The organism is Streptomyces sp. BR1, assembly GCF_052373795.1.
Classification (GTDB): domain Bacteria; phylum Actinomycetota; class Actinomycetes; order Streptomycetales; family Streptomycetaceae; genus Streptomyces.
In genome coordinates, this window is the sequence record NZ_CM126252.1 from 3,183,235 (window position 1) to 3,205,035 (window position 21,801).

Annotated in this window: 14 protein-coding genes and 1 pseudogene; 5 read left to right on the top strand and 10 right to left on the bottom strand. The window is 69.9% G+C overall.

Translation table 11 applies throughout. The features are described from left to right. Positions 1-43 precede the first annotated feature (43 nt). A complete protein-coding gene (locus tag ACT1U9_RS13770) occupies positions 44-1,195 on the bottom strand; it encodes a DUF2786 domain-containing protein (RefSeq protein WP_444538583.1) in 1,152 nt (383 codons plus the stop codon). Between the two features lie 77 nt (positions 1,196-1,272). Between ACT1U9_RS13770 and ACT1U9_RS13775 the strand changes: the two genes are divergently transcribed. Beyond that, a complete protein-coding gene (locus ACT1U9_RS13775; RefSeq protein WP_444538584.1) occupies positions 1,273-2,964 on the top strand; it encodes a bifunctional 3'-5' exonuclease/DNA polymerase in 1,692 nt (563 codons plus the stop codon). 252 nt (positions 2,965-3,216) lie between these two features. Here ACT1U9_RS13775 and ACT1U9_RS13780 read toward each other — a convergent pair whose 3' ends face one another. The 5 genes from ACT1U9_RS13780 to pdxR form a co-directional block, all read right to left on the bottom strand. Continuing rightward, a complete protein-coding gene (locus ACT1U9_RS13780) occupies positions 3,217-4,461 on the bottom strand; it encodes a hypothetical protein (protein WP_444538585.1) in 1,245 nt (414 codons plus the stop codon). An 88-nt stretch (positions 4,462-4,549) separates the two neighbouring features. Then, on the bottom strand, positions 4,550-5,071 hold the full coding sequence (locus ACT1U9_RS13785; RefSeq protein WP_444538586.1) for a SigE family RNA polymerase sigma factor: 522 nt from the start codon (positions 5,069-5,071) through the stop codon (positions 4,550-4,552). Between the two features lie 74 nt (positions 5,072-5,145). Next, positions 5,146-8,181, bottom strand: coding sequence for a BTAD domain-containing putative transcriptional regulator (locus tag ACT1U9_RS13790; RefSeq protein ID WP_444538587.1), 3,036 nt, complete (start codon positions 8,179-8,181; stop codon positions 5,146-5,148). A 445-nt stretch (positions 8,182-8,626) separates the two neighbouring features. Then, positions 8,627-10,342: an alpha/beta fold hydrolase gene (locus tag ACT1U9_RS13795; protein WP_444538588.1), complete on the bottom strand. Its 1,716-nt coding sequence runs from the start codon at positions 10,340-10,342 to the stop codon at positions 8,627-8,629. Between the two features lie 48 nt (positions 10,343-10,390). Beyond that, positions 10,391-11,821, bottom strand: coding sequence for a MocR-like pyridoxine biosynthesis transcription factor PdxR (gene pdxR, locus ACT1U9_RS13800; protein ID WP_444538589.1), 1,431 nt, complete (start codon positions 11,819-11,821; stop codon positions 10,391-10,393). A gap of 273 nt (positions 11,822-12,094) precedes the next feature. Between pdxR and ACT1U9_RS13805 the strand changes: the two genes are divergently transcribed. Beyond that, the gene (locus ACT1U9_RS13805; protein ID WP_444538590.1) at positions 12,095-13,606 is read left to right on the top strand and encodes an FAD-binding oxidoreductase; all 1,512 of its coding nucleotides are present in this window, start codon (positions 12,095-12,097) and stop codon (positions 13,604-13,606) included. A 94-nt stretch (positions 13,607-13,700) separates the two neighbouring features. After that, a complete protein-coding gene (locus ACT1U9_RS13810; RefSeq protein WP_444538591.1) occupies positions 13,701-14,144 on the top strand; it encodes a hypothetical protein in 444 nt (147 codons plus the stop codon). Positions 14,145-14,275: 131 nt separating this feature from the next. Here the strand turns inward: ACT1U9_RS13810 and ACT1U9_RS13815 are convergent, their stop codons facing one another. From ACT1U9_RS13815 to ACT1U9_RS13830, 4 genes and pseudogenes are all read right to left on the bottom strand, one after another. Then, positions 14,276-14,818, bottom strand: a complete 543-nt coding sequence (locus ACT1U9_RS13815) for a hypothetical protein (RefSeq protein ID WP_444538592.1) — start codon at positions 14,816-14,818, stop codon at positions 14,276-14,278. Positions 14,819-15,517: 699 nt separating this feature from the next. Then, positions 15,518-15,685, bottom strand: a pseudogene (locus tag ACT1U9_RS13820) (integrase); the annotation flags it as partial. Positions 15,686-15,926: 241 nt separating this feature from the next. Then, positions 15,927-16,310, bottom strand: a complete 384-nt coding sequence (locus ACT1U9_RS13825; protein WP_444538593.1) for a hypothetical protein — start codon at positions 16,308-16,310, stop codon at positions 15,927-15,929. Next, positions 16,276-16,680 (bottom strand): hypothetical protein, encoded by a 405-nt coding sequence (locus tag ACT1U9_RS13830; protein WP_444538594.1) that lies wholly within the window; start codon positions 16,678-16,680, stop codon positions 16,276-16,278. The genes ACT1U9_RS13825 and ACT1U9_RS13830 overlap by 35 nt, the downstream gene beginning before the upstream one ends. 576 nt (positions 16,681-17,256) lie before the next feature. Between ACT1U9_RS13830 and ACT1U9_RS13835 the strand changes: the two genes are divergently transcribed. After that, complete coding sequence (locus ACT1U9_RS13835; protein ID WP_444538595.1) at positions 17,257-18,495, top strand: IS256 family transposase; 1,239 nt, start codon at positions 17,257-17,259, stop codon at positions 18,493-18,495. Between the two features lie 259 nt (positions 18,496-18,754). Continuing rightward, on the top strand, positions 18,755-21,646 hold the full coding sequence (locus ACT1U9_RS13840; RefSeq protein ID WP_444538596.1) for a hypothetical protein: 2,892 nt from the start codon (positions 18,755-18,757) through the stop codon (positions 21,644-21,646). Positions 21,647-21,801: the final 155 nt, after the last annotated feature.

The window sequence follows — 21,801 nt, forward strand, 5'->3', positions numbered from 1 at the left end:
CTTCCCGAGACTCCGAGGGATCTGGTCGGGTGCGGACCGGGCATCAGGCTGTCGGGGGGAGCGCGCCCCGGCCCGGGGCGCGGTGGGCGCGGTCGGCGGCGGCCACGCCGTCCTGCCAGCCCGCCTCGTCCCACGCGCCCCGCACCCGCGTCCGTACAGTCCGAGGGAACATCTCGTCCGCGCGGTCGGCGACCGCCACCGCGCGCGTGGCGAGGACGGGGAGGAGGGTGTCGTCGGCCGCCGAAGCCGCCGACGACACGTCGCGGGCCGTGGCCGCGAGGAGGTCGCCCAGGCGGTGGGCGTACGCCAGCAGGAACGACTGCCGGAACGTCTTCGTACGCTTACGGCCACCCGCCCGCTGCGCGGCCTCCGCGCGCGTCATCGCCGCCGTACCCTGCACGAGCAGCGAGGTGTAGAGCAGCTCCACCGCCTCCAGATCGGGCTCGAAACCGACGACCGTGGAGAAGCCGAGGTCGCCGTTCCACACCGCACGGCAGTGGTTGGCCGAGGCGACCGCGTCGAGCAGGATCGCCTTGGACGTCTCGTACGGCGCGTCCACCCCGATCCGGCACGCCCCCGGCCCGTCCGCGCGCCGCCCGCCCGCCGCCAGCACCGCCTCGTCGATGCTGTGCAGCGCCATCAGCTCCTGCGCCTTGGCGCTCAGCGCCTCCGCCTCGTCCGGGAACTCGGTCCGTTCCGCCTTCACCAGCAGCGCCCGGATCCGCGTCAGCGCCTTCGGCTCGCCGTGCGGCGGCGGCGCGTGCACGGTGGCCCCCGGCACCGGCCCCACCGGCTCGATCGCGGGCAGCCGCAGCAGCAGCCGGTACAGCTCCAGGACGGCCGTCGCGCGCGTGAAGCGGTCCTCCGCCCGACCGGAGGGCTCCTCCAGCGCCTCCACCTGCTCCCGCCAGCGCGGCGGCAACTGCTCGTACCGCCCCAGCTGTACGCGTACGAGCTCGCCCGCCAGCCGTACGTGCGGCTCCGCCAGCTCGCGGCGGACCATACGGATCACATCCGCCGGCTGCCAGCCCCTCTCCCACGCCCCCGTGATCAACTCCTGGCCGCGCAGGGCGAGTTCCGTGTCCGACGAGGGGTCGGCGGCCAGCAGCGACGCGCCCGTGTCGAGGCCCGCGTCCGTCTCCGCGTACAGCGCGGCGGCCAGTGCCCGCTCGACCGTCGTGTTCCCCGCTGACATCGAAGTGTCTCCCTTGCGTATCCGTGCGCGCCGCGCTCACCAGGGCATTGTCAGTGCCCGGTGTCACACTCGCACTCGTGGACGGAAAGTGGGCAATCGACCCCACCGAGGACGGCGGCGCGCGGCTCGTCGCCCTCGGGCGGGACGGGCTGCCCGAAGGGGCCGTGGTGCACGAGGGCGAGCTGGCCGCCGCCGTGCGGACGCGGCCCGAGGTGACGCGCTGGGTGTGGCGGTCGACCGCCGACATCTACCCGCGCCTGCTCGCGGCGGGCGTGCGCGTCGAGCGGTGCTACGACATCGAGGACGCCGAGCTGCTGCTCCTGGGCCATGAGGGGCGCCTGGGCGAGCCGCGTTCGGCGGCGGCCGCCTGGGCCCGGCTGCACCGCCTGCCCGTGCCGCCGGATCCCCCCGCCCGCGCCGCCGAGCCCGGCCGCCAGTCCCCGCTGTTCGAGCCGCCGAGCGGCACCGGGCTGCCGCTTGAGGCGCTGGTCGAGGTGTACGCGGACCAGCAGAAACGGCACGACGCGGCGGCGCACCCCGGCCGGATGCGGCTGCTCACCGCGTCCGAGTCCGCCGGGATGCTGGTCGCGGCCGAGATGAACCGGGCGGGCCTGCCGTGGCGGGCGGACGTCCACCGCGAGATGCTGCACGGCCTGCTCGGCGAGCGGTACGCGGGCGGTGGCGAGCCCCGGCGCCTGGCCGAGCTCGCGGACGAGGTGTCGGCCGCGTTCGGCCGACGGGTGCGGCCCGATCTGCCCGCCGACGTCATCAAGGCGTTCGCCGAGGCCGGGATCCGTATCACCTCGACCCGGCGATGGGCGCTTGAGGAGATCGACCACCCGGCCGTCGCGCCGCTCGTCGAGTACAAGAAGCTCTACCGGATCTGGACCGCGCACGGCTGGAGCTGGCTGCAGGACTGGGTACGGGACGGACGCTTCCGCCCGGAGTACACCCCGGGCGGCTCGGTGAGCGGCCGGTGGACCACCAACGGCGGGGGTGCGCTGCAGATCCCCAAGGTCATACGGCAGGCGGTCGTCGCCGACGAGGGGTGGCGGCTGGTGGTGGCCGACGCCGACCAGATGGAGCCGCGCGTCCTCGCCGCGATCTCCCGCGACCCGGGGCTGATGGAAGTGGCCGGTCACGACGGCGACCTCTACACGTCGCTGTCCGACCGGGCGTTCTCCGGCGACCGCGAGCACGCGAAGCTGGCGCTGCTCGGCGCGATCTATGGGCAGACGTCCGGCGACGGCCTGAAGAACCTCGCCGCGCTGCGGCGCCGGTTCCCCAAGGCCGTGGCGTACGTCGACGACGCGGCGAAGGCGGGCGAGGAGGGGCGGCTCGTACGGACGTGGCTCGGGCGGACCAGCCCACCTGCGGCCGGTGCGGGTGAGGACGGCGAGGCGGGACTGCCTCAGGAGGCCGAACTGGCCTCCCCCGAGGGCGAGTTCACCCCGGGGTACGCATCGAGCAACGCGCGTGCACGGGGCCGGTTCACTCGTAACTTCGTCGTCCAGGGCAGCGCGGCGGACTGGGCGCTGCTGCTGCTCGCCGCGCTCCGTGCGTCGCTCGCGTCCGCCGGGATGCGGGCCGAGCTGGTGTTCTTCCAGCACGACGAGGTGATCGTGCACTGTCCCCTTGAGGAGGCGGCGGATGTGGCGACGGCGATCCGCTCGGCGGGGGAGCTGGCCGGACGGATCACCTTTGGGGACACCCCGGTGCGGTTTCCGTTCACCACGGCGGTTGTGGAGCGGTACTCCGAGGCGAAGTGAGTGGGCGGCGCTTCGGCTGCGGGCCGGTGGGGGTTGCTCGCGCAGTTCCCCGCGCCCCTAAGAGGGCCCGAAGGGCCCATCAAGGGGCGCGGGGCTGTGACATGTGCGGCTCCGCCGCGTGGGCGCGAGCAACCCAGCACGGTCCGCAGGCGAACAACACCCGCCGGAGGCTTTCGGGAAGGGGTGGGGTGGGGGAAGAAGGGCGACCAGCCCCCACCACCCCGCAGACGAAAGCCAAACAGCGGCGCAGCCCTACCGCAGCATCGTCCACTTCTTGTCCAGGGCGATCGCCTTCAGCTGGGCCATCGTCAAGGCGGGAGCCTCGCGCGTGGACGGGGAGTTCTGGTTGCCCGTGTTGAAAGCGCTGACTACGACCCGCAGGCCCGTCGAGCGGACCGTGTCCACCGTCCACCACACCACGCCCGCGCCGCCCTTCTCGCCCGGGCGCTGGTCCGCGGCCACCCGAGTGCCGTCGGGCAGGGTCCACACCGTGCCCTGGAGGGGCATGTCGCCCATGCCGGGCTGCACGTTGATCTGGACGAGGCTCTTGCCCTTGCCGTCGTTCACGACCACGAACGCGTAGCCGCTCTGGCCGCCCTTGTCCTCGACGGTCAGCCCCTTCGGCATCGACGCGGTCAACTCCCGCTGCATCGCCGCCGAGCTCGGCTCGTTGCCCGGCTCCTTCTCCCGGCTCGGCACCTTCGCCCCCGCCATGACCTTCTGCCACACATCGGCGGTGACCAGCGCCTTCATCTGCGCCCCGGTCAGCGGCGGGTTGACCCGGCTGATCTTCGCGCCCTTCTCGGCGGGCGCGTTGTACTCACTGGCGTCGACCAGCACGCCCTTGGGCGTGAGCAGCGTGGCCCGCCAGTTCTTGGTCTCCTCGCGGCGGTCGGGGTACTCGTACCCCTGGAGCAACATGTACTTGGAGCCGTCCGGCAGCACCTCGGCCGTGCACTGGTCGTAGTCCACCAGCGCCTTGGACGGGCAGGTCACGAACTGCGCGGCGCTCTGGCCCGCCGGGTCGGCCGTGCTCAGCGCGATCCCGACGGCCGCCGCGCCCTTGCCGTCGTCGAGGACGACCGACGCCGTCGGCATGGCGAACTTGTCGCCCGGGCCCGCGCCTTGGCCCATCTCCTGGCTGGTCTTCCCGGCCGGGAGCAGGCTCTTCAGGTTCTTGATCATCTGGTCGGAGGTGACCACCACCCCGTCCGGGACCGACTCCTTCGGCGGCGCCGCTACGGATGCGGTCGCGCCGGAGGCAGAACCGGAGCCTGAGCTGCCGGACGTACCGTCGGTCAACCCTCCCGCCCACGCGCCGCCGAGGCCGACCGCCGCCAGCGCCACCACGCTCCCCGTCACCGTGGCCGCCCGCCTCCGCGCCAACCGGCGGCGGCCGCTTCGCAGGCCCCGGTCGAGCAGCGCACGGCGGTCCTGCGGATCGAAACTGTCGCCCGTGCGGCGCATCGCCTCGCCGAGCTGGTCCTCAAAAGGCATGGTGAACCCCACTCCTTGCGTCGTGATCGAGCTTTGTGATCGAGCTTTGTGATCGAATGCCGGACGTTCCGTACTCCGTGCTCGGTGCTCAGTGCGCCGACAGCTCCGCCAGGCTGGCGCCCAGGTGCTCGCGCAGCTTCGCCAGCGCGCGGACCGAGCGGGTGCGGACGGCGGCCGAGCTGACGTGCATCGCGTCCGCCGTCTCCTCGACACTGCGGTCCTCCCAGTACCGCAGCACCACCACCGCCCGGTCCTTGGGCGCGAGGCGGGCGAGCGCGTCGAGCAGGGCGAGGCGCAGCGCCGGGTCCTCGCCGCTGTACTCGGCGCGGTCCGGCAGTTCCCCGAGGGGGCGTTCGGTGGCCGAGCGCCGCCGTCGGTGGGTGAGAAACGTGCGTACGAGAACGGTCTGGGCGTAGCCGGCCGGGTTGTCGATACGGGCCATCCGGCCCCACAGCGCGTACATCCGGCCCAGCGTCTCCTGCACCAGGTCCTCGGCCAGATGGACATCTCCGCTGGTCAGGAGGCAGGCGGAGCGGAAGAGGTGGTTCGCGCGGCCCGCCGCGAACTCCATGAACTCCTCCGCGCGCGACTGCCGCTGCCGCCCCGGCATTCTCATGCTCCCCCGCCCCCTGTGCCACTTCCCGCCCCTGCACCTCACTGACGCGACGGGGGTCGCGAAATGTTTCACACGAGTTCTGAGGTGGCCCCGTCGCCATCGGGCTCCAGGGCCGCGAGCAGCGCCTCGACCTCCGCGTACCCCTTCGCGTCGCGGCCCTCCAGGGCCGTCAGCGACAGGCGCCACTGCGTGCGCGCCTCGGCGATGCCGCCGCGACCGTGTTCCAGGCGGCCGTACTCGCGGCGGGCCAGGCCCACGGTGTAGCTGTCGCAGCGCTCGGCCGCCTGGTCGATCAGGGCCGTGCAGGTGGTGAACGCCTCGTCCGTACGGCCCAGTTCACCGAGGACCCGGACCAGGCCGACGCCGGACTGGGAGCGGCCGTGCCAGTCGCCGTGCTCGCCGAGGATGCGCAGCGCGTCCTCGAAGTGGACGACGCCGGCCGCCCATTCGCCGAGCGTGATGTGCGCGTAGCCGATGTTGCAGTGGGCGGTGTGGGTCAGCAGGTCGCTGCCGATGCGGCGCCCGGCGGCGAGGCTGCGCTCGTGGTAGCCGATCGCCACGCGCGCGTCGGTGTGCTCATGGAGGTTGCCGAGGTGGCTGAGGATGATCGCCTCGCCGTACGCGTCGTCGAGTTCACGGGTCAGGGCGAGGCTCTGCTCCAGCGGTTCGGCGGCCTCGGCGTAACGGCCCAGGCGCTCCAGGAGCATGCCCCGGTTGGCGAGGGTGCGCTGGGTGCGCTGCCGCTCGCCGAGCTCCCGCCAGAGCGCGATCGCCTCGTCGTTGAGGGCGAGCGCCTCCTCGATCCGGCTGGCCAGGAAGTGCGCCCCGGCGAGGTCGCCGATGGCGTGCGCCTGGGCGACCCGGTCGCCGCACGCGCGCGCGGCCGTCAGGACGAACCGGTTGAGGTGGCGCAGCACGCCGTACCGGCCCCGGTACTGGAGATGGCTGAAGTACGCCCGGACCAGCAGGAACACCGTCGGCGACGTACGCGCGTACCGCTCGGTGAGGGTCTGGACGGCGGGCATCTCGCGGTCGCCCCAGGCCAGCGCGGCCTCCACGTCCGCGAACGGCGCCGCGTCACCGACCGGGTCCGGGACCCGCGCCGGGCCCTCGCGGTGGGGCGGGGCGAGCACGAGGCTGCTCTGCCGGGCGGCCTCGGCGTACCAGCGCAGCGCGCGCTCGACGGCCTCCTCGCGCTCCGCGTCCTGGGCGGCCAGCTCGCGGGCGAAGTCCCGCACCAGGTCGTGCGGCGCGTAACGCCCGTACGAGATCTCTTCGAGCAGCGCGACGTCGACGAGCCGGTCGAGCGCGGCCCCGGTCCGCTGCTCGTCGCAGCCCATCAGTCGGGCGACGACCGGGACTTCGTACGCGGGCAGGTCGAGCGCGCCCAGGCGGCGCAGCGCGAGGGCCGCGTCCCGGTCGAGGGCGCCGAGCGCGACGGCCAGCGAGCGCCGCACGCTCAGGTCGTCGTACTCCAGATGGTCCAGGCGCCCGTCCTCGGCGTCGAGGAGCCCGGCGAGCGCGTCGGGGCTGAGCGCGCGGCGGGCGGCGAGGCGGGCGGCCGCGACGCGCAGAGCCAGCGGAAGGCGTCCGCACAGCTCCACCAACCTGGCCGCACCATCGGGCAGTTGGCGCCCGGAGACGGCCCGGAGCAGCCCCAGGCTCTCCGCCGGGGTCATCGGGGTGAGCGGGAAGCGGGTCGCGCCGTCGAGCGCGGCCAGCGGCGAACGGCTGGTCACGACCACCGCGCAGCCGTCCCCGGCGGGCAGCAGCGGCCGCACCTGCGCGGCCGAGGCCGCGTCGTCGAGGACGAGCAGCGTACGGGTCGGGGCAAGGCGGGAGCGCAGCAGGGCCGCGGCCGCGTCCGGCACGTCCGGGACCTGCCGGGAGTCGACGCCGAGCGCGCTGAGCAGCGCGGAGAGCGCCTGGATCGGCGGGAGCGGGGCGAGCCCGGGGGTCGCGCCGCGCAGATTGAGATAGAGCTGCCCGTCCGGGAACTCCTCGCGCAGCGTGTGCGCCACATGCAGGGCGAGCGCGCTCTTGCCGACCCCGGCCATACCGGTGACCACGGCGATCGGGGCGGCGCTCGGGGCGCTCACGGGGTCGGGGCGGGCCGTGGTGCGCCCCCCGAGCACCGGTGCGCCGGGACCCGCGAGTGCGGACAGCGCGGCGAAGGCGGCGGGGTAGGTGGGTCCGGCCGGGGCGCATCCGGCACGCACGATTCCGGACAGCTCCAGGTCCTTGGCGCCCGGGGACGCGTCCCCCTCGCGGCGCCCGGTCAGCGCGGTGCACAGCGCGGCCACCACATCGGTGCGGCCGGTGAAGTGGGCGGGCCCGGGCGGGAGTTGGGCGGGTGCGGGCAGCTCGACGGGCCGGACGGGCTCGCGCAGGATCTCCTGGTACGCCTCCTGGACGGCGGGACCCGGGTCGACCCCCAGCTCCTCGACCAGGGTGCGCCGCAGCCGCTGGTGCACGGCCAGCGCCTCCGCCTGCCGCCCGGTGCGGTGCAGCACCAGCATCAGCTGCCGGTGGAACGCCTCCCGCAGCGGGAACTCCCCGGTCAGCGCCGCCAGTTCCGGCCCGATCCCCTCATGCCGGCCGAGCCGCAGCTCCGCCTCGTACTTCCACTCCAGGACCAGCAGTCTCGTCTCGCCGAGCCGTTGCACGAGGGCGGGCTCGCCGTCGGCCGGGTCGTAGAGGCCGCCGAGCGGGGCGCCGCGCCACAGGGCGAGGGCGGCGGCGCTCTCCTCGGCCACCACCGGCCAGTCACCCGTGTTGTGCGCGGCGAGGGCCGCGCGCGCGTGCGCCTCGAAGACCTGGGAGTCGAGCTCGCCCGGGTCGACCCGCAGGGCGTACCCCGGCGGCACCGCCCGTACCCGGTCCTCGCCGCCGAGCAGCCGACGCAGCCGGGCGACATGGTTGTGCAGCGACGCGGTCGCGGACGCGGGCGGTTCGTCGCCCCACAGCGCCAGCTTCAGGTCCTCGATCGGGACGACCCGGCCCGGCCGCATCAGCAGGGCGGTCAGCAGGGACCGGATCTTGCCACTTCCGACCGGCTCCCCGCGCACGGTCAATGGCCCGAGCAGGCCGAACCGAATGCACACACCGACCTCCACCGGTTGCCCCATCGACCGTCCAGCGGCTGCCCTCTTGACCGTTGACCGTTGGCCACATGTTAGCGATCTGTTGGTGCCGCCTGGTTTGATCAATGCATCGGTTCCGGCCAGCCGGTGCTCGGTGGATGCCCACACTCGGGGGAGTGTCACCGTCCGGCCGGAGCCGAAGGACAGAGAGATCCTCGGGTGCCCCTTGTGTGGTGCCCGGGGATCTCGTCCGTCCCCGGCCCGCCCCATGGCTGTGGTGACCGCGAGTGCCGCTCGCGCGACGGGCGGGACTTTTTGCGGCAATTTTACGTGGGCGTACAACCTTTGAGCCGGTTCAGGTGTCGGTTGCCGGATCGCTGCGGGCCGGTGGGGGCTGGTCGCGCCCACGCGGCGGAGCCGCACAATGTCACAGCCCCGCGCCCCTGAGTACGGCCCTCCGGGCCGATCACACGCCCTCACCCAGGACTGCCGTTACGTACTGTTCCAGCCTCCTCTCCAACACCTCCTGCGTCAGGTCCGTGCGGCCCAGGTCTCGCCACGGGGTGGCCAGCTTCTCCGCGTCAGGCGCGTAGGTGAGGGCGTCCAAGAGGAGCCAGTACGGGGCGGCTTGGGCGGGATGGGGGGATTCGGTCCAGTAGTGGTGGCGGAACTTCGTCGCCGCGCTTACGCCGTGCAGCAGCGCCAGGGCTGTGGAGCAGTGGGCCACGTCCAGGTCGGCCGGGCCCCAGGAGGTTTCGACCCAGTCGACGACGCCCGTGATGCGCGTCTGGTCGCCCGTGCCGGTGAACAGCACGTTCCCGGGGTGGAAGTCGCGGTGCAGGAAGCGTCCCTCGTACGTGGGCGGCTCCTGGCGCAGGACGTCGATCGCCCGGTGCCAGACGTCGGGGCGGCGGGTGGCGGCGGGGATGCGGACCCGGTCCGCCGAGGTCCAGGGCTCGTACGTGCGGGGGCGGTCGGGGCCCTCCGCCCGTACCCGGTGGATCGTCGCCAACTGGCGGGCGAGGAGGGGGATGCGGTGGTCCAGGCCGTCCTCGTCCAGGCGCACCTCGCCCTCCAGGCGGGTCATGAGCAGGGACGGGTGGTCGCAGTGTTCGCCGTGGGGGTCGGCCGCGAGCAGGGTGGGCGCCGGTACGTCCGTGTCGGCCAGCAGCGTGAGCACCGCCGCCTCGCGTGCGAGGAGGCCGGGTGCGTGGCGGCGGTAGAACGGTTTGGCGAGCGACCGCAGCACCAACTCCCTTCCCTCTTGTGCGCCTTCGGCCTCCGTACGTACGCGTCGCATCTGCGATGTCCACCCGCCCCGCAGCGCCACCGCGTCCCGTACGCGCTCGCCCGCCGGCAGCGTCTTGTCGACCCACGCCCGGGCCAGCCCCCAGCCGTCCGAGCCCAGGTCGTCGAGGACGGCGTCCACGAACCGGGCCCGCTCGACGGGGTTCTCGCGGAACCACACGCCGAGGCGGTGATGCGCGCCCTCGAAGACGAGGTGGCTGACGCGGCTCTCGTTGCCGCAGGTCAGCGCGGTCGCCACCGCCTCGGTGACGGCGTACGGAATGATCTCGTCCATGGCCGGTACGGCCAGCACCGCGCGGGTGCGCAGCGACCGCAGGACGTCCAGGGCGCGGCAGTCGCGCCAGCTGTCGGGTGTGCGGAGGATCTCGGTGAAGCGGGAGACGGGCGCGTCCGGCGGGGTGCCCGGCGCGCCGGGTTCCGCCCCGAACGGCTCGGACCACGCCTCGTCCGCGTACACGGCGGGCGCGCAGAGCCCGATGCCCGCCACCCGGGAGCCGTAGTGCGCGGCCAGGTCGGCGACGGTCTGGCCGCTCATGCTGAAGCCGGTCAGGACGAGGCTGTGCTGCTGCGGTACGTACGCGTCGATCGCCGCCCGCGCCTGTACGAACCGCCGCTCCAGGCTCAACTCGCCGAGTTCGCCGCTGGATTCGCCGTGTCCGGAGAAGTCGAGGGCGAGGACGCGGTGGCCCCTGGCCCGGAAGTCCTCCCCCAGTTCGACGAGCCGCGCCTTGTCGCCGAGTCCGGCGCCGTGGAGCAGGACGACGGTGACGGAGGCGATGGCTCCGGTCGGCTCGGCCGTCGCGCAGCTGATGCGCTCGCCGTCGAACTCGCCCGTGAGCCGTTCCCAGCCGAACTCGCCTATGACGTCCGTCACTTCTGCCACTCCCCTTTGCCGCTTGCGTTGCCCTGAACACCCTAAAACTCACGGTGCGGGCGGCAGCGCTCGGCACAGGGCGTCCAGGGCAGCCGGGTAGGCGTGGTCGGGCGGGGTGGCGTAGCCGACGACCAGGCCGTCCGGGTGCCGCATCCCGGCATCCGTGGCATCCGGATGCCGGAACTCCGCGAGCCCGTCCAGGGCGATCCCCTGCCAGGCCGCGGCCTTCAGCACCGCGCGCTCGGTGCCGGGCGGGAGTCGCAGTACGGCGTGGAGGCCGGCCGCGATGCCGGTTGCCGTGATGTGCGGGGCGCGTTCGGCGAGGGCGGCCACGAGCTGGTCGCGGCGGCCCCGGTAGCGCTGGCGCATCCGCCGCACATGCCGGTCGTAGTGGCCGCTCTCGATGAACTCGGCGAGGGTGAGCTGGTCCAGGACGCTGGCCCACGCCTCGCGCTCGCCCTTGACCGCCAGGACCGGCCCGACGAGGTGGTCCGGCAGCACCATCCAGCCCAGCCGCACCGCCGGGGACAGGCTCTTGCTGACCGAGCCGACGTACACGACCCGCTCGGGATCAAGCCCCTGCACGGCCCCGACGGGCTCGCGGTCGTACCGGAACTCGCCGTCGTAGTCGTCCTCCAGGATCACCCGCCCCCGGGCCCGCGCCCAGTCGGCGACCCCGGCGCGGCGGGCGGGGTGCAGCGGCCCGCCGGTCGGGAACTGGTGGGCGGGCGTGAGGAGGGCGGCGCGTACGCCCTTGTGTTCCACCAGCTCCTCCACGCGCGCGCCCTGCTCGTCGAGGCCGATCGGCACCGTACGTACGTCTGCCGCGGCGAGGACGGACCGGTGGAAGCCGAGTCCGTACGCCTCCACCGCCAGCGGCCCTTGCAGCACGCCGCCGCCGAACAGCAGCCGCAGGGCGTGCGCGAAGCCGGAGCAGATCACGATCCGGTCGGGGGTGGTGCGTACGCCCCGCACGCGCGCGAGGTAGTTGGCGAGCGCGTGCCGCAGCTCCGTGCGCCCCTGCGGATCGCCCGGCCCGAACGCCTCGTTGGGCGCGGCGCCGAGCGCGCGGCGCGCGGCCGCCAGCCAGGCGGCGCGCGGGAACGACCCGGCGTCCGGCTGCCCCTGCCGCAACTGGTGCGCGGGCGCGGGCGCCCGGTACGGCACCTTCTTCGGCACCCGGGCCGCCTTCACCGGCTCCGCGCGCGGCGCGACGCGGGTGCCGGAACCCTGACGCGCGGTCAGCCAGCCCTCGGCGACGAGTTCGGCGTACGCGTCGGCCACCGTGTTGCGGGCGATTCCGAGGTCGGCGGCGAGCGAACGGTACGGCGGCAGCCGCGTCCCGGGCGCGAGCCGCCCGTCCCGTACGGCCTCGCGCAGCGCCCGGATGAGGGCGGCGCGCCGACTGCCGGATCCGGCCAGTTCCACATGGAGGTCGGCACCGATCCGCTCGGCGGAATTGACCCATGAGTCCGCCATGTTCACCGCCTTTTCGTCTGGTCGCCGTGACCTCACCCTAGGCGGGAGCTCCACACTTGAACGCCACCCCCAGTGGTGATGCAGCCCAATATCCCTGATTCCAACGGGACTTGAGCGGGGGTCGAGGTTCCGCCGTACTGGTCAACTGCCCCACCCGCCTGACGGAAACATGGCAGGATTCCCAGCCCTTGGGGTGGGGGGACAGGGGCCGGGGATCGCACTCATGGCATGGGTCGTCTTCATGTCATTCGGCATCACAGGGGAGAGCACGGAATGATCACACGCAGGTCGCTCATCGGGATGGCGGGAGCCGGGGCCGCGGCCCTGTCCCTGTCGGGCTTCACCACCGCGACCGCCACGACCACCAGCCAATGGGACCGGCTGCGGGCGAATCTGACGGGCACGCTGGTGCTGCCGTCCGACTCCTCGTACCAGACGGCCAAGACCGTCGAATACGCCCAGTTCAGCCTCACCAACCCGCAGGCCGTCGTGTACGCGGCGAACGCCAACGACGTGACCAACAGCCTGATTTTCGCCCAGTACCACGACATTCCAGTGGCCGCGCGCAGCGGCGGCCACAGCGGCGGCGGCTACTCGACCACGACCGGCATGATCATCGACGTCTCGCGGCTGAACGCGGTGACGCCCGGCTCCGGCACGGCGACCGTCGGCGGCGGTACGCAGCTGGTCGACGTCGTCAACGGCCTCGGCGCGAGCGGCCTGGCGATCCCGGGCGGCCTGTTCCCGACCGTCGCGCTCGGCGGCTTCCTCCAGGGCGGCGGCGTCGGCCTGCTCACCCGCTCGCACGGCCTGGGCCTGGACAGCGTGACGGCGGCGAAGGTGGTGCTGGCCAACGGCCGCCAGGTGACGGCGTCGGCGACCTCGAACCCGGACCTGTTCTGGGCGATCCGCGGCGGTGGCGGCGGCAACTTCGGCATCGTGACGCAGTACACGGTGACCCCGTCGGCGGTCCCGAACCTGAACTTCGCCGAGCTGACCTTCACCTACGACCACGCGGTCGGCGCGCTGCACGGCCTGACCCAGTGGCTGGAAGGCGCGCCGACGACGTTCGGCAGCCGCTCCAACATCGACCTGTTCGACGCGACGCCGGGCGCCGCGCCGCTGGTGGTGATCCAGGTGGCGTCGGTCGGCACGCGCGCGGAGTTCGACACGGAGATCGCCCGCCTGATCGCCGCGACCGGCACGAACCCCGTCCAGCAGAACATCTACACGGACACGTACCGGTCCGCGATGATGAAGATCTTCGGCTGCGGCACTTACTCGCAGCAGCAGTGCCACAACAACACCTGGGACCCGGCGAACGGCAAGCTCGCCCCGTTCGGCAACGCGCTGGGCCGCGGCCGCCTGCTGAGCGACACGCCCAGCGAGTCCGACTGGGCCCGGATGGTCGGCGTCTTCGACACCGAGCGCACGGCCGGCCACTTCCACATGTTCGAGATCGTGGCGCTCGGCGGCGCCGCGAACACGGTCTCGCGCACGGCGACGGCGTACGTCCACCGCGACAGCACGCTCCTGACGTCGTACTACAGCTTCGCGAACGGCGTCCTGTCCGGCGCCGAACTCGACTCGGCCCAGCGCTTCTGCGACAACGGCTTCGCGGCCGTCGACCCGATCTCGCGCGGCGAGTCCTACCAGAACTTCATCGACCCGAAGCTCCAGAACTGGCGCGAGGCGTACTACGGCGTCAACTACGACCGCCTGTCCTACCTCAAGTCCAAGTACGACCCGTACGGGGTGTTCTCGTTCGCGCAGGGGATCGACTGACCCCCTGACGGAACAGGACGGGTAGGCGTGCGGGGAGGGCCAGGTGGGATTCTCGTCCCACCTGGCCCTTCCGATCAGAAATGAGCTGCACCCCATGATCACCATGCAGTTCTCCGTACGCCCGGGCCAGGGCGAGCCCGACGGCTTCGACCTGGGCGACATGGTCTGCTCCGGCGAACTCGGCGAGGCCCGTTCCACCGGCCACACCCCGGACCAGGGGATGATGATCTACCTGTCCGTCCCGCTCCTGCTCGACGGCGTTGGCGGGTGGCTGCGGGGCCGGGCCAAAACCCTGGAGTTCACCGGCGCGGACACGTCCTTCGGCCTGACCTTCCACAAGGAGAAGCGACACCTCACCATCACCTCGGCAACCGGCCCCATCGGCAGGGCCAACGCCGCAGAACTGACGGCAACAGTCCTCCGAGCAGCGGAACGACTGGCATCCGAGGGCCTGGCCGCCCTCCCCACCACCGACAGCGCCCGCCCGGACTATCTCGCCGCGCTGGACGCGTTCCGCGCGGAGTTCCCCACCACCTGAACATGGTGGACGACTACGACTGCACGGGGCGGTTCGAACGCCATGAACTGGACCCGCCGGGTCGTGATCGCAGACATCAAGACTGCTAAGGGCCGGGCCACCGGAACCAGAGCCTGAACGCCGCCCAACACTCACTCGGAGAGCTCGACCCGCCAGGGCCGCGGCCACTCTCCAGAGGGAGGGGGTGCGCCGGCGATCCCCAGGTCGCGCCGCGAGGACACATAGAAGGCATCACGTGCCGCACTGGCCAGCTGGTGGGCCTTCGTCCACTTGGCGTTGTCAACCGTTCCCTCGCGTACGAGCAGCTCGATCGTCCAGATCGTCTCGTGCCACCGCCGCGCCGCCGCGATCGTCGCCGCGTCCCCGACGAGCAGCACTGATTCCCACTCCTCCGCGCGACGGGACTCGGCTTCGGCGAGCAACGGCAGCCATTCAGCCGGGTCCGCCGGGTCGGCGACGTCGGTGAATCCCTTGGCCGCGCCTATGCGCTGGGCGATGCGGAGTTGGGCCTTCAGAGCATTGGCGTAGCGACCGTACGTCTCAAAGCGCTTCTCGTCCCACCGCTCCTCCCGCTGTCGCTTCCACTTGCGGCGTTCCGTCAGGTTCTGCGTCGCGTACGAGGCCGTCGAGCCGACCACGACACCGATCAGCGCCGGAAGTTGATCAAGAAGCACTGTCGCCCCCCTGAGACCTTCCCAGATCACCTGCGCCTGCCGTCCACAGACTGGAGGCCCATACCCATGAATCCGAGTCGGTCCACCCGCCGTACCAGCCGCACCGTCTTTCAGACAGCCCCCGCCCACGTCGCCCAGGGAGCCAGGGCAGTCGCAGACACCAATGGCCGCACAACGGCCACACATGACGGCGCAAAGATCATGGAGTTTCGCCCCCGCCGGGTCACGGCATGAAAAAACCCCAGGTCACGGCGAGTGAGTCCTGGGGTTAATCCGAGCCGCCTTCGGGATTCGAACCCGAGACCTACGCATTACGAGGTCGAAGACATTCATGCCACGGGATGCCGCACGATGCCCTCTCGTGGCGTTTCGCCTGATCAGAGCACGTGCTCCGGGCTGCCCCATAGTACCTCACGCCGCCCCGTCCAAAGGCGTCTGTCCACCGGCTGTCCACCGGTCCATACGCTCTTGGACCGCCAGACGGCCCCACCGAGGAGACTGCGTTGCAGGCAGTACACGCTCGGGCAGCCCGCCACGCCACCTGTTGTGAACCTACAAGTCGTCGAGTCCTCGCGAACTCTGCTGGGAACAACACCGGCAGTGACAGCAGCAACGTCGCGTCACTTCTTCATGCGGGGCGGCAGCGTTCCTGAGATCCTGCGGCGGCATCACGCGCACTGATTCCTCCACCGTGTCGTCGACCGCCACCAGACGCTGGAGGTCGGCGGTCACTACCCGGTAGGCGTTGCCGAGTTTCAGGACCTTGCACGGGTACTCACCCCGCTTCGCCAGACCGTAGCCAGTAGACCTCCCTATCGAGAGGACCCTGTTCGCCGTCTGTAGGTCCACCGTGGGCGGCAAGGCCATCAGATCCTCACGAGTGAGGGCCGCACCGCCGGCCGCCCCGAGTTGCTCTGTCACCACGCCCTCCCCATGTCCCGGGTCGACGCCGCAGCGTCTTACGCCCCTGGCCGATCATCAGCGTCATCCATACGCACGCGGAAAGAGCCTCCCAGAACAAGAGATTCACCCGTACGAGTGATCACAACCGGTTGTGATCACCTGCTGCAAAGCAGACTCAGTGACGCCGGGGGCCGTTGCTCGGAGGTTACCGGTGGAGTTCACCGGCCGCCGGGGGTACTGGGCCGGAAGGTACGGCCGAATCCGCGCGGACCCTGCTCGCAGCAGGGGAAGAAGAACGGGCTGCTGCCGCACGCGCACCGTCCGCGCCCGGGCTGTGAAGTTCTTGCCGCCAGTCCTTGAACTGTGCGCGGATGCCGTCGACCCGGGCCTGATCAACCCCGTACACCAGGAACTGCCGATCGCTGAATCGACCGACACCGGCCAGCATCTGAGCCAGGACGGTCCTGTCGAAGCCTGCATCCCGCTGGGCTGCGAGTTCGATCAACCGCTCCCGCGAGTACCCGGCCTGGATGAGGGCGTCGACGTCGATGAAGTCACGGACCTCGACCCGGGAGAACAGGGCTTCCATCCTGCCGGCCGCCACATCGTCCCGATGCAGCACCGGCCCCCACTGGCGGCCGCTGGAGGATCTCCGCAACCAACTCGACCTTGGTCTCCTGCCCGCTGACCGGGTCCGAGACCACGAGTCGCACATAGGTTCCCGCCTGCTGGAGGATCTCTACGCGGTATCCGCTGTCGCCCAGAACGGCCACGATCCGCTCCGTGGCTGCGGGCATCTCGCCTCGGCACTCGATCGGAGCGAACGGGTCCACATCGTCACTGAGCCGCTGAACAATGTGATGGGCCTGAACGGCATACCCGCCGGTCAGAGCGAACCCAAAGTCGCCACCCAGCGCTTCCAGGCCGAGACGGATCAGCCGCAGGTGCAGCTCGTCCACTACGCGGCAGACGACCGTCGTGCCACCAGCTCAGGGAACCGGCGCTCCCACAGAGCCCTCGTCGGGACAGGCAGCACGAGCCGACCCCACAGCCTCCGCAACGTGGCGCCATCGAGATACGCCACGGCTTGCATCCCCGACGGGAGCCAGGGCTGGAACGCGGACCGCGAGGTCGAAGGCGAGGTCGACGAGGGCTAGCGTTCGACTGTGCTGCATCCCGCACGGTTGGGCAGCACCAGTCTTCAGCGGCCAGTTGTAAGAGCAGCCTCTGGCGACTGCACATCGCCTCCACCGCCGCCAACATGAGGGAAGCCGACGATCACGATCCGAGATCCAGGACGATCCAGTCAACGCCCTGAAGGTCCACGCCGCGTGGGCTAGCAAATCGCTCCAGGCGTACGCCGTTGACCTCCTGGGATGGTGTCCCTCGTCGTGGTGTACGGGATCAGTGGCCGGGAGTGCGCGGGCGTCTGCCCGGGGCGCACTTCAACGGGTGAGTGCCGCTCCCTGAACACGGTGCGGGCCATCGCGTAACTCTCCTTGGTGAACGGCCAGTTCAACCACGAGGAGTACACGATGGCCCTGTCCCAGTCTGAACTGATACGGCTCCTTGAGTCACTACGCTCGACCGACGGAATCGAGCTCATCCGCGCCATCGCCGAGCGGATGGTGCAGGAGCTGATCGAGGCCGAGGCAAGTTCACATATCGGCGCGGAGTGGAACGAGCACACGCCGACGCGGACCACCGTCCGCAACGGGCACCGCGAGAAGGTGCTGACCACGCTGGCCGGAGATCTGGACCTGGAGATCCCCAAGGTCCGCACCGGCAGCTTCTTCCCCAGCCTGCTGGAGCGACGGCGCCGCATCGACCAGGCCCTCTACGCCGTCATCATGGAGGCATACGTGCACGGTGTCTCCACCCGCAGCGTCGATGACCTGGTCAAAGCGTTGGGCGGGGACAGCGGGATCTCCAAGTCCGAGGTCTCGCGGATCTGCCAGACGCTGGACGAGCCATTGATCGCGTTCCGTACACGCCCGCTCGACCACGTCCGCTTCCCCTACGTCTATCTGGACGCGACCTACTGCAAGGCGCGGGTGAACCACCAGATCGTCTCCCGGGCCGTGGTGGTCGCCACCGGCATCACCGAGGACGGCAACCGCGAGGTGCTGGGCCTCATGGTCGGGGACAGCGAGAGCGAGGCGTTCTGGAAGGAGTTCCTGCGCTCCCTGCGGGAGCGCGGCCTGTCCGGGGTCCGCCTGGTCATCACCGACCAGCACTCCGGCCTGGTCGCCGCGGTCCGCAAGGTCATGCTCGGCGCCGCCTGGCAGCGGTGCAGGGTTCATTTCCTGCGGAACGCCTTCGGCGTGATCGACCGGGATTCCGGTGAGATGGTCGCCGCGACGATCCGCACGATCTTCACCCAGCCCACCGCCGGCCTCGTGCGCACTCAGCTGGACACCGTCGCGGACATGCTCGGCACCCAGTTCCCCAAGGTCAGGGCCATGTTGTTGGAGGCGAAGGAGGATCTGACCGCGTTCGCGGACTTCCCGCCGCGGCACTGGAAGAAGATCCAGTCGACAAACCCGTTGGAACGGGTGAACCGGGAGATCAAGCGCAGGATCGACGTCGTCCAGGTCTTCCCCAACGACGACGCGCTGGTCCGGCTGGTCACCGCCGTGCTCTTCGAGATGCATGACGAATGGATCGCCTTCCCCCGCCGCTACCTCCCCGAAGGCAGCATGGGCGAGATCTACCGCGAACTCCCCGAAAGCGCCCCCGCGCTACCCAACACCCCGAACACGCCCGCACGTTGATCCCCTACACCACAGCAAGGGACACGACCCCTCCTGGCCCGGGGGTGCCATCAAGCCGCGAGGTGAGTGTGGGTGCTCGGCCGCATACAACGTACCCCCGTCAGGAACAACACCCTGTCACATTAGACCCTTGCTGGCGGCACAAGAACGTCAGTTCCCACCCACAGGTGTCGATCTTGCGTGACACCCCCCAGGTGTCGGTGCTCTGTCGGAGACTATCTATGCGGCAATGCAAGACCCAAGAGAGGTGACACCAGGCATGGATGGGATGGCGCGCGACGGTTCGGTAGAACTCCTCAAGTACTTGCACAAGCGACTGCATAACCACTTCCGGAGCCTTCACGAACATCGCCAGGCCCTCCAGCCGGCGGCTCCCGTCTTTGCGCTGGAGCACAGCCTCAGCAGTGGCGACTTCGAGCTGCTTCTGACAGCCGTGCGTGGGGCCGTCGGACAGGGACTCGATGCTCTCTCCCGCACCTGGTGGCTACCCTTTGTAGTTTACGCAGCAGAGATCGGCTATGAGTACGTTGGAGATGAGTATTGGCCTCTCTTTGCTCAGAAGACACCAGGCTGGGAAAGCAGTCCGGGTTGGAGTGTGCCCACCAATCGCCAGCGCATTAAACAATGGTTCAAGCGGTTCGCAACCGACTACGGCGGGGCCGAGCCGAAGGGAGGCTTTGCAGCCAACTTCAACATCATTGCTTGGCCAATCACGCACGCAATCATGCCGGCTGATCTCCAACGGCAGTTCGCGCAGCTTCTGTTTGAGTCAAGCGCGGTATTGACCGCGGAGCTCCTTAGCGATCCCAACGCTCTTGGCGCATGCTTGGCTTCGCGCACGGGTGGATACAGCGAGCGTTTCCAGATTTTCTGCAACAACCAGAGCCTCCTCGGCCAGGTGGCCGCCGCAATGCTCTCAGGCGACGATGAGGACTCCCCGTACCTGGTGCGATCGACACTCACTCGCCTGGTCGACGACCTGACCAACGAAGGGCAGTCACGAACCTGGTTGACCCGTGCCAAGCACTCCGCCAACTTGGTCCGTTCAAGCGGATTCCTCCCTATGAAGTCGAGCACGGGGCCCGCGAAGCGGGGGCGGCCACTTGCGGCCGCCACTAACCCGAAGCTAGTCCTGCGACTGATAGACGGCGGTTGGCGTCCCTCATTGGAGCTGCCGGATCTCACGCCGCTGCAGGCACGGAACGATCAAGTTGGTCAGGAACTTCGGAATTGTCGCCCGAAAATTGAGGGTCGCCGCCAACCGCTTCCCCGCGGAAAACTGCTGTACCCAGGCGAAGTCGCTCTGTCCACATGGCCTCGGCCCGAGAGTCCCATTATCCAACTGGAGCGAGGGTCATCGGCGGTTAACAGTCTGATCGCGGATCATTGCTCCATCACCCAGGGCCCGTGGTGGGTGTTCCGGAAGCAACCGGGTGGGCTAGCCGTTGAGGTCAAGGGAAAATTCGTGCGACCCGGCCACGAATATTGTTTAGTTGGACGACTCGATAGTGAACCGCCCGCGCTACCGTCCGTCGTTGAAGCAACGGTTCTGGCTGAAGGAGTGCACGCCTTCGAGGTGAAGATTCCAGAAGTTATTAGCGAAGTGGAAATCGCCAAGCTTGCGGCGGCCGGGTTGTCAGTGGTGACGGATGTGTCGATTCGGCCCGTGGGGCTCGTCCCTGGGGCTTGGGACGGCGAGGGCGCTGTCGAGTGGCTCGCTGGGGAGCCGGCGCTGCTCGCGGTGCGATCTAGTCAGGCGACGGAAATGTGCGCCGTGACGATCGACGGCAGCCTCCCCATCGTGCTCAAGTGGCCTGCCACCAAGCCCGAGTTGATCTTTGCCCTTGAGGACCTCGCTGTGGGCCCTCATGAGGTGGACGTTGCGCTCCTGAACGCAGGCGCGGGTGCGACTGTTGCAAGCGGTTCGCTCGCAATCACGATCTGCGACCCACACACGAACCTGGATGACTCTACGGAGGGAGCAGGCATCCGGCTGTTCGCCACGCCAGCTCGTCCGAAACTGACCGAGCTCTGGGATGGTGGGGCGAGCCTCTCGATCGACGGTCCGCTAGATACGAAGGCGGAACTCATGATTGCGCTGCGTGACGATGCTGGCAATACGCTGGCACAGGCGCATCACAGTATCTCGCTTCCCTTCAGCGACAGCGCGTGGGAACGGTTGGCAGATCAGGAACTGCACAAGAGAAAGCTACTCGCCGTCTACGACGTGGCCGAGTCGTGCGAAGTATCGGTGTCCCGGAGCGGAGTAGGTTTCGCGTCCCTGGTCTGCGAACGTGGCTTCCATCCGCTCCGCTGGGTGCTTGCCAAGCGGCACAATGGCGGGCACGAGGCACGTCTGATCGATCGGACGGGCAGGGATGACACTCAGGTGCTCCTGTTTCCGGTGGAGACACCTCTGACCGGCGAGCGCCGCGATGCCCGTCGACCAATTGCCGTCCCGGCGAATGGAGGGCTGCTGCAGGCGACGTCTGGCAATGTGACCGCGGCCATCGTCTTGCCACCTGAGCCAAACCGGATGCGCCAGAGAATAAACGACCGTCCGATCATCCGATACTCAGACAAGTCGCTCTCCGAGATGAAGCGACTCGTCTTCAGTCACCACCGATGGCTTCACGCCGATGCGCCGGCAGATCCGTTCACCCGTCATCAGCGGGAACAAGTTCTCAATACAATCACGACGGCCCTCGTATCCCTTGCCGCAGGGAACAGGTGGGCTCATTTGGAACGCAAACGCATTCCTGTCGGTGATCGCAAGCCGCCGGATGTGTTGGACGAAATGCGGGAACTCGTGGGTCAGAATCCGAAGCAGCGTGCTGCGGCTCAGCAGATTGCCAGCCACCTCTGGCAATGGGCGGACTCACCGGCAGCGCTGAGCGGGGGATTCGCCAGTGCGATCCGCATCATCGCTACAGCTAGCGGCATCGACGATCCGCACACCGCAGCAAACTTCTTGCTTCCTCTTGTGACCAGACCGGGCTCTCTCGCGAGTTGGGACGAGACCGAAAGAGACCAGCTCCTGGACTGTGTGCTGCACTCTCCTGCGCTCATTCGGGCAGCTCGATTCGCTGTGCTCGGGACTGAAGACCTGCGAGAGGCGTCAAACCTGCCGGTTATCGGAGGTAGCCGATGAACATAACTCCGGTCAGTGGTACGCATGCTGCGGAACGGGCGGTCCGTGCGCTGGGGCTGGATGAGACGGCTACTGACCTGTTCTCGACGGAAGCGATATGCGCCTCGCTTCGCCGAGCGGCCTCGTTCCTGTGTCCGGCGACGCCACGTCGACTC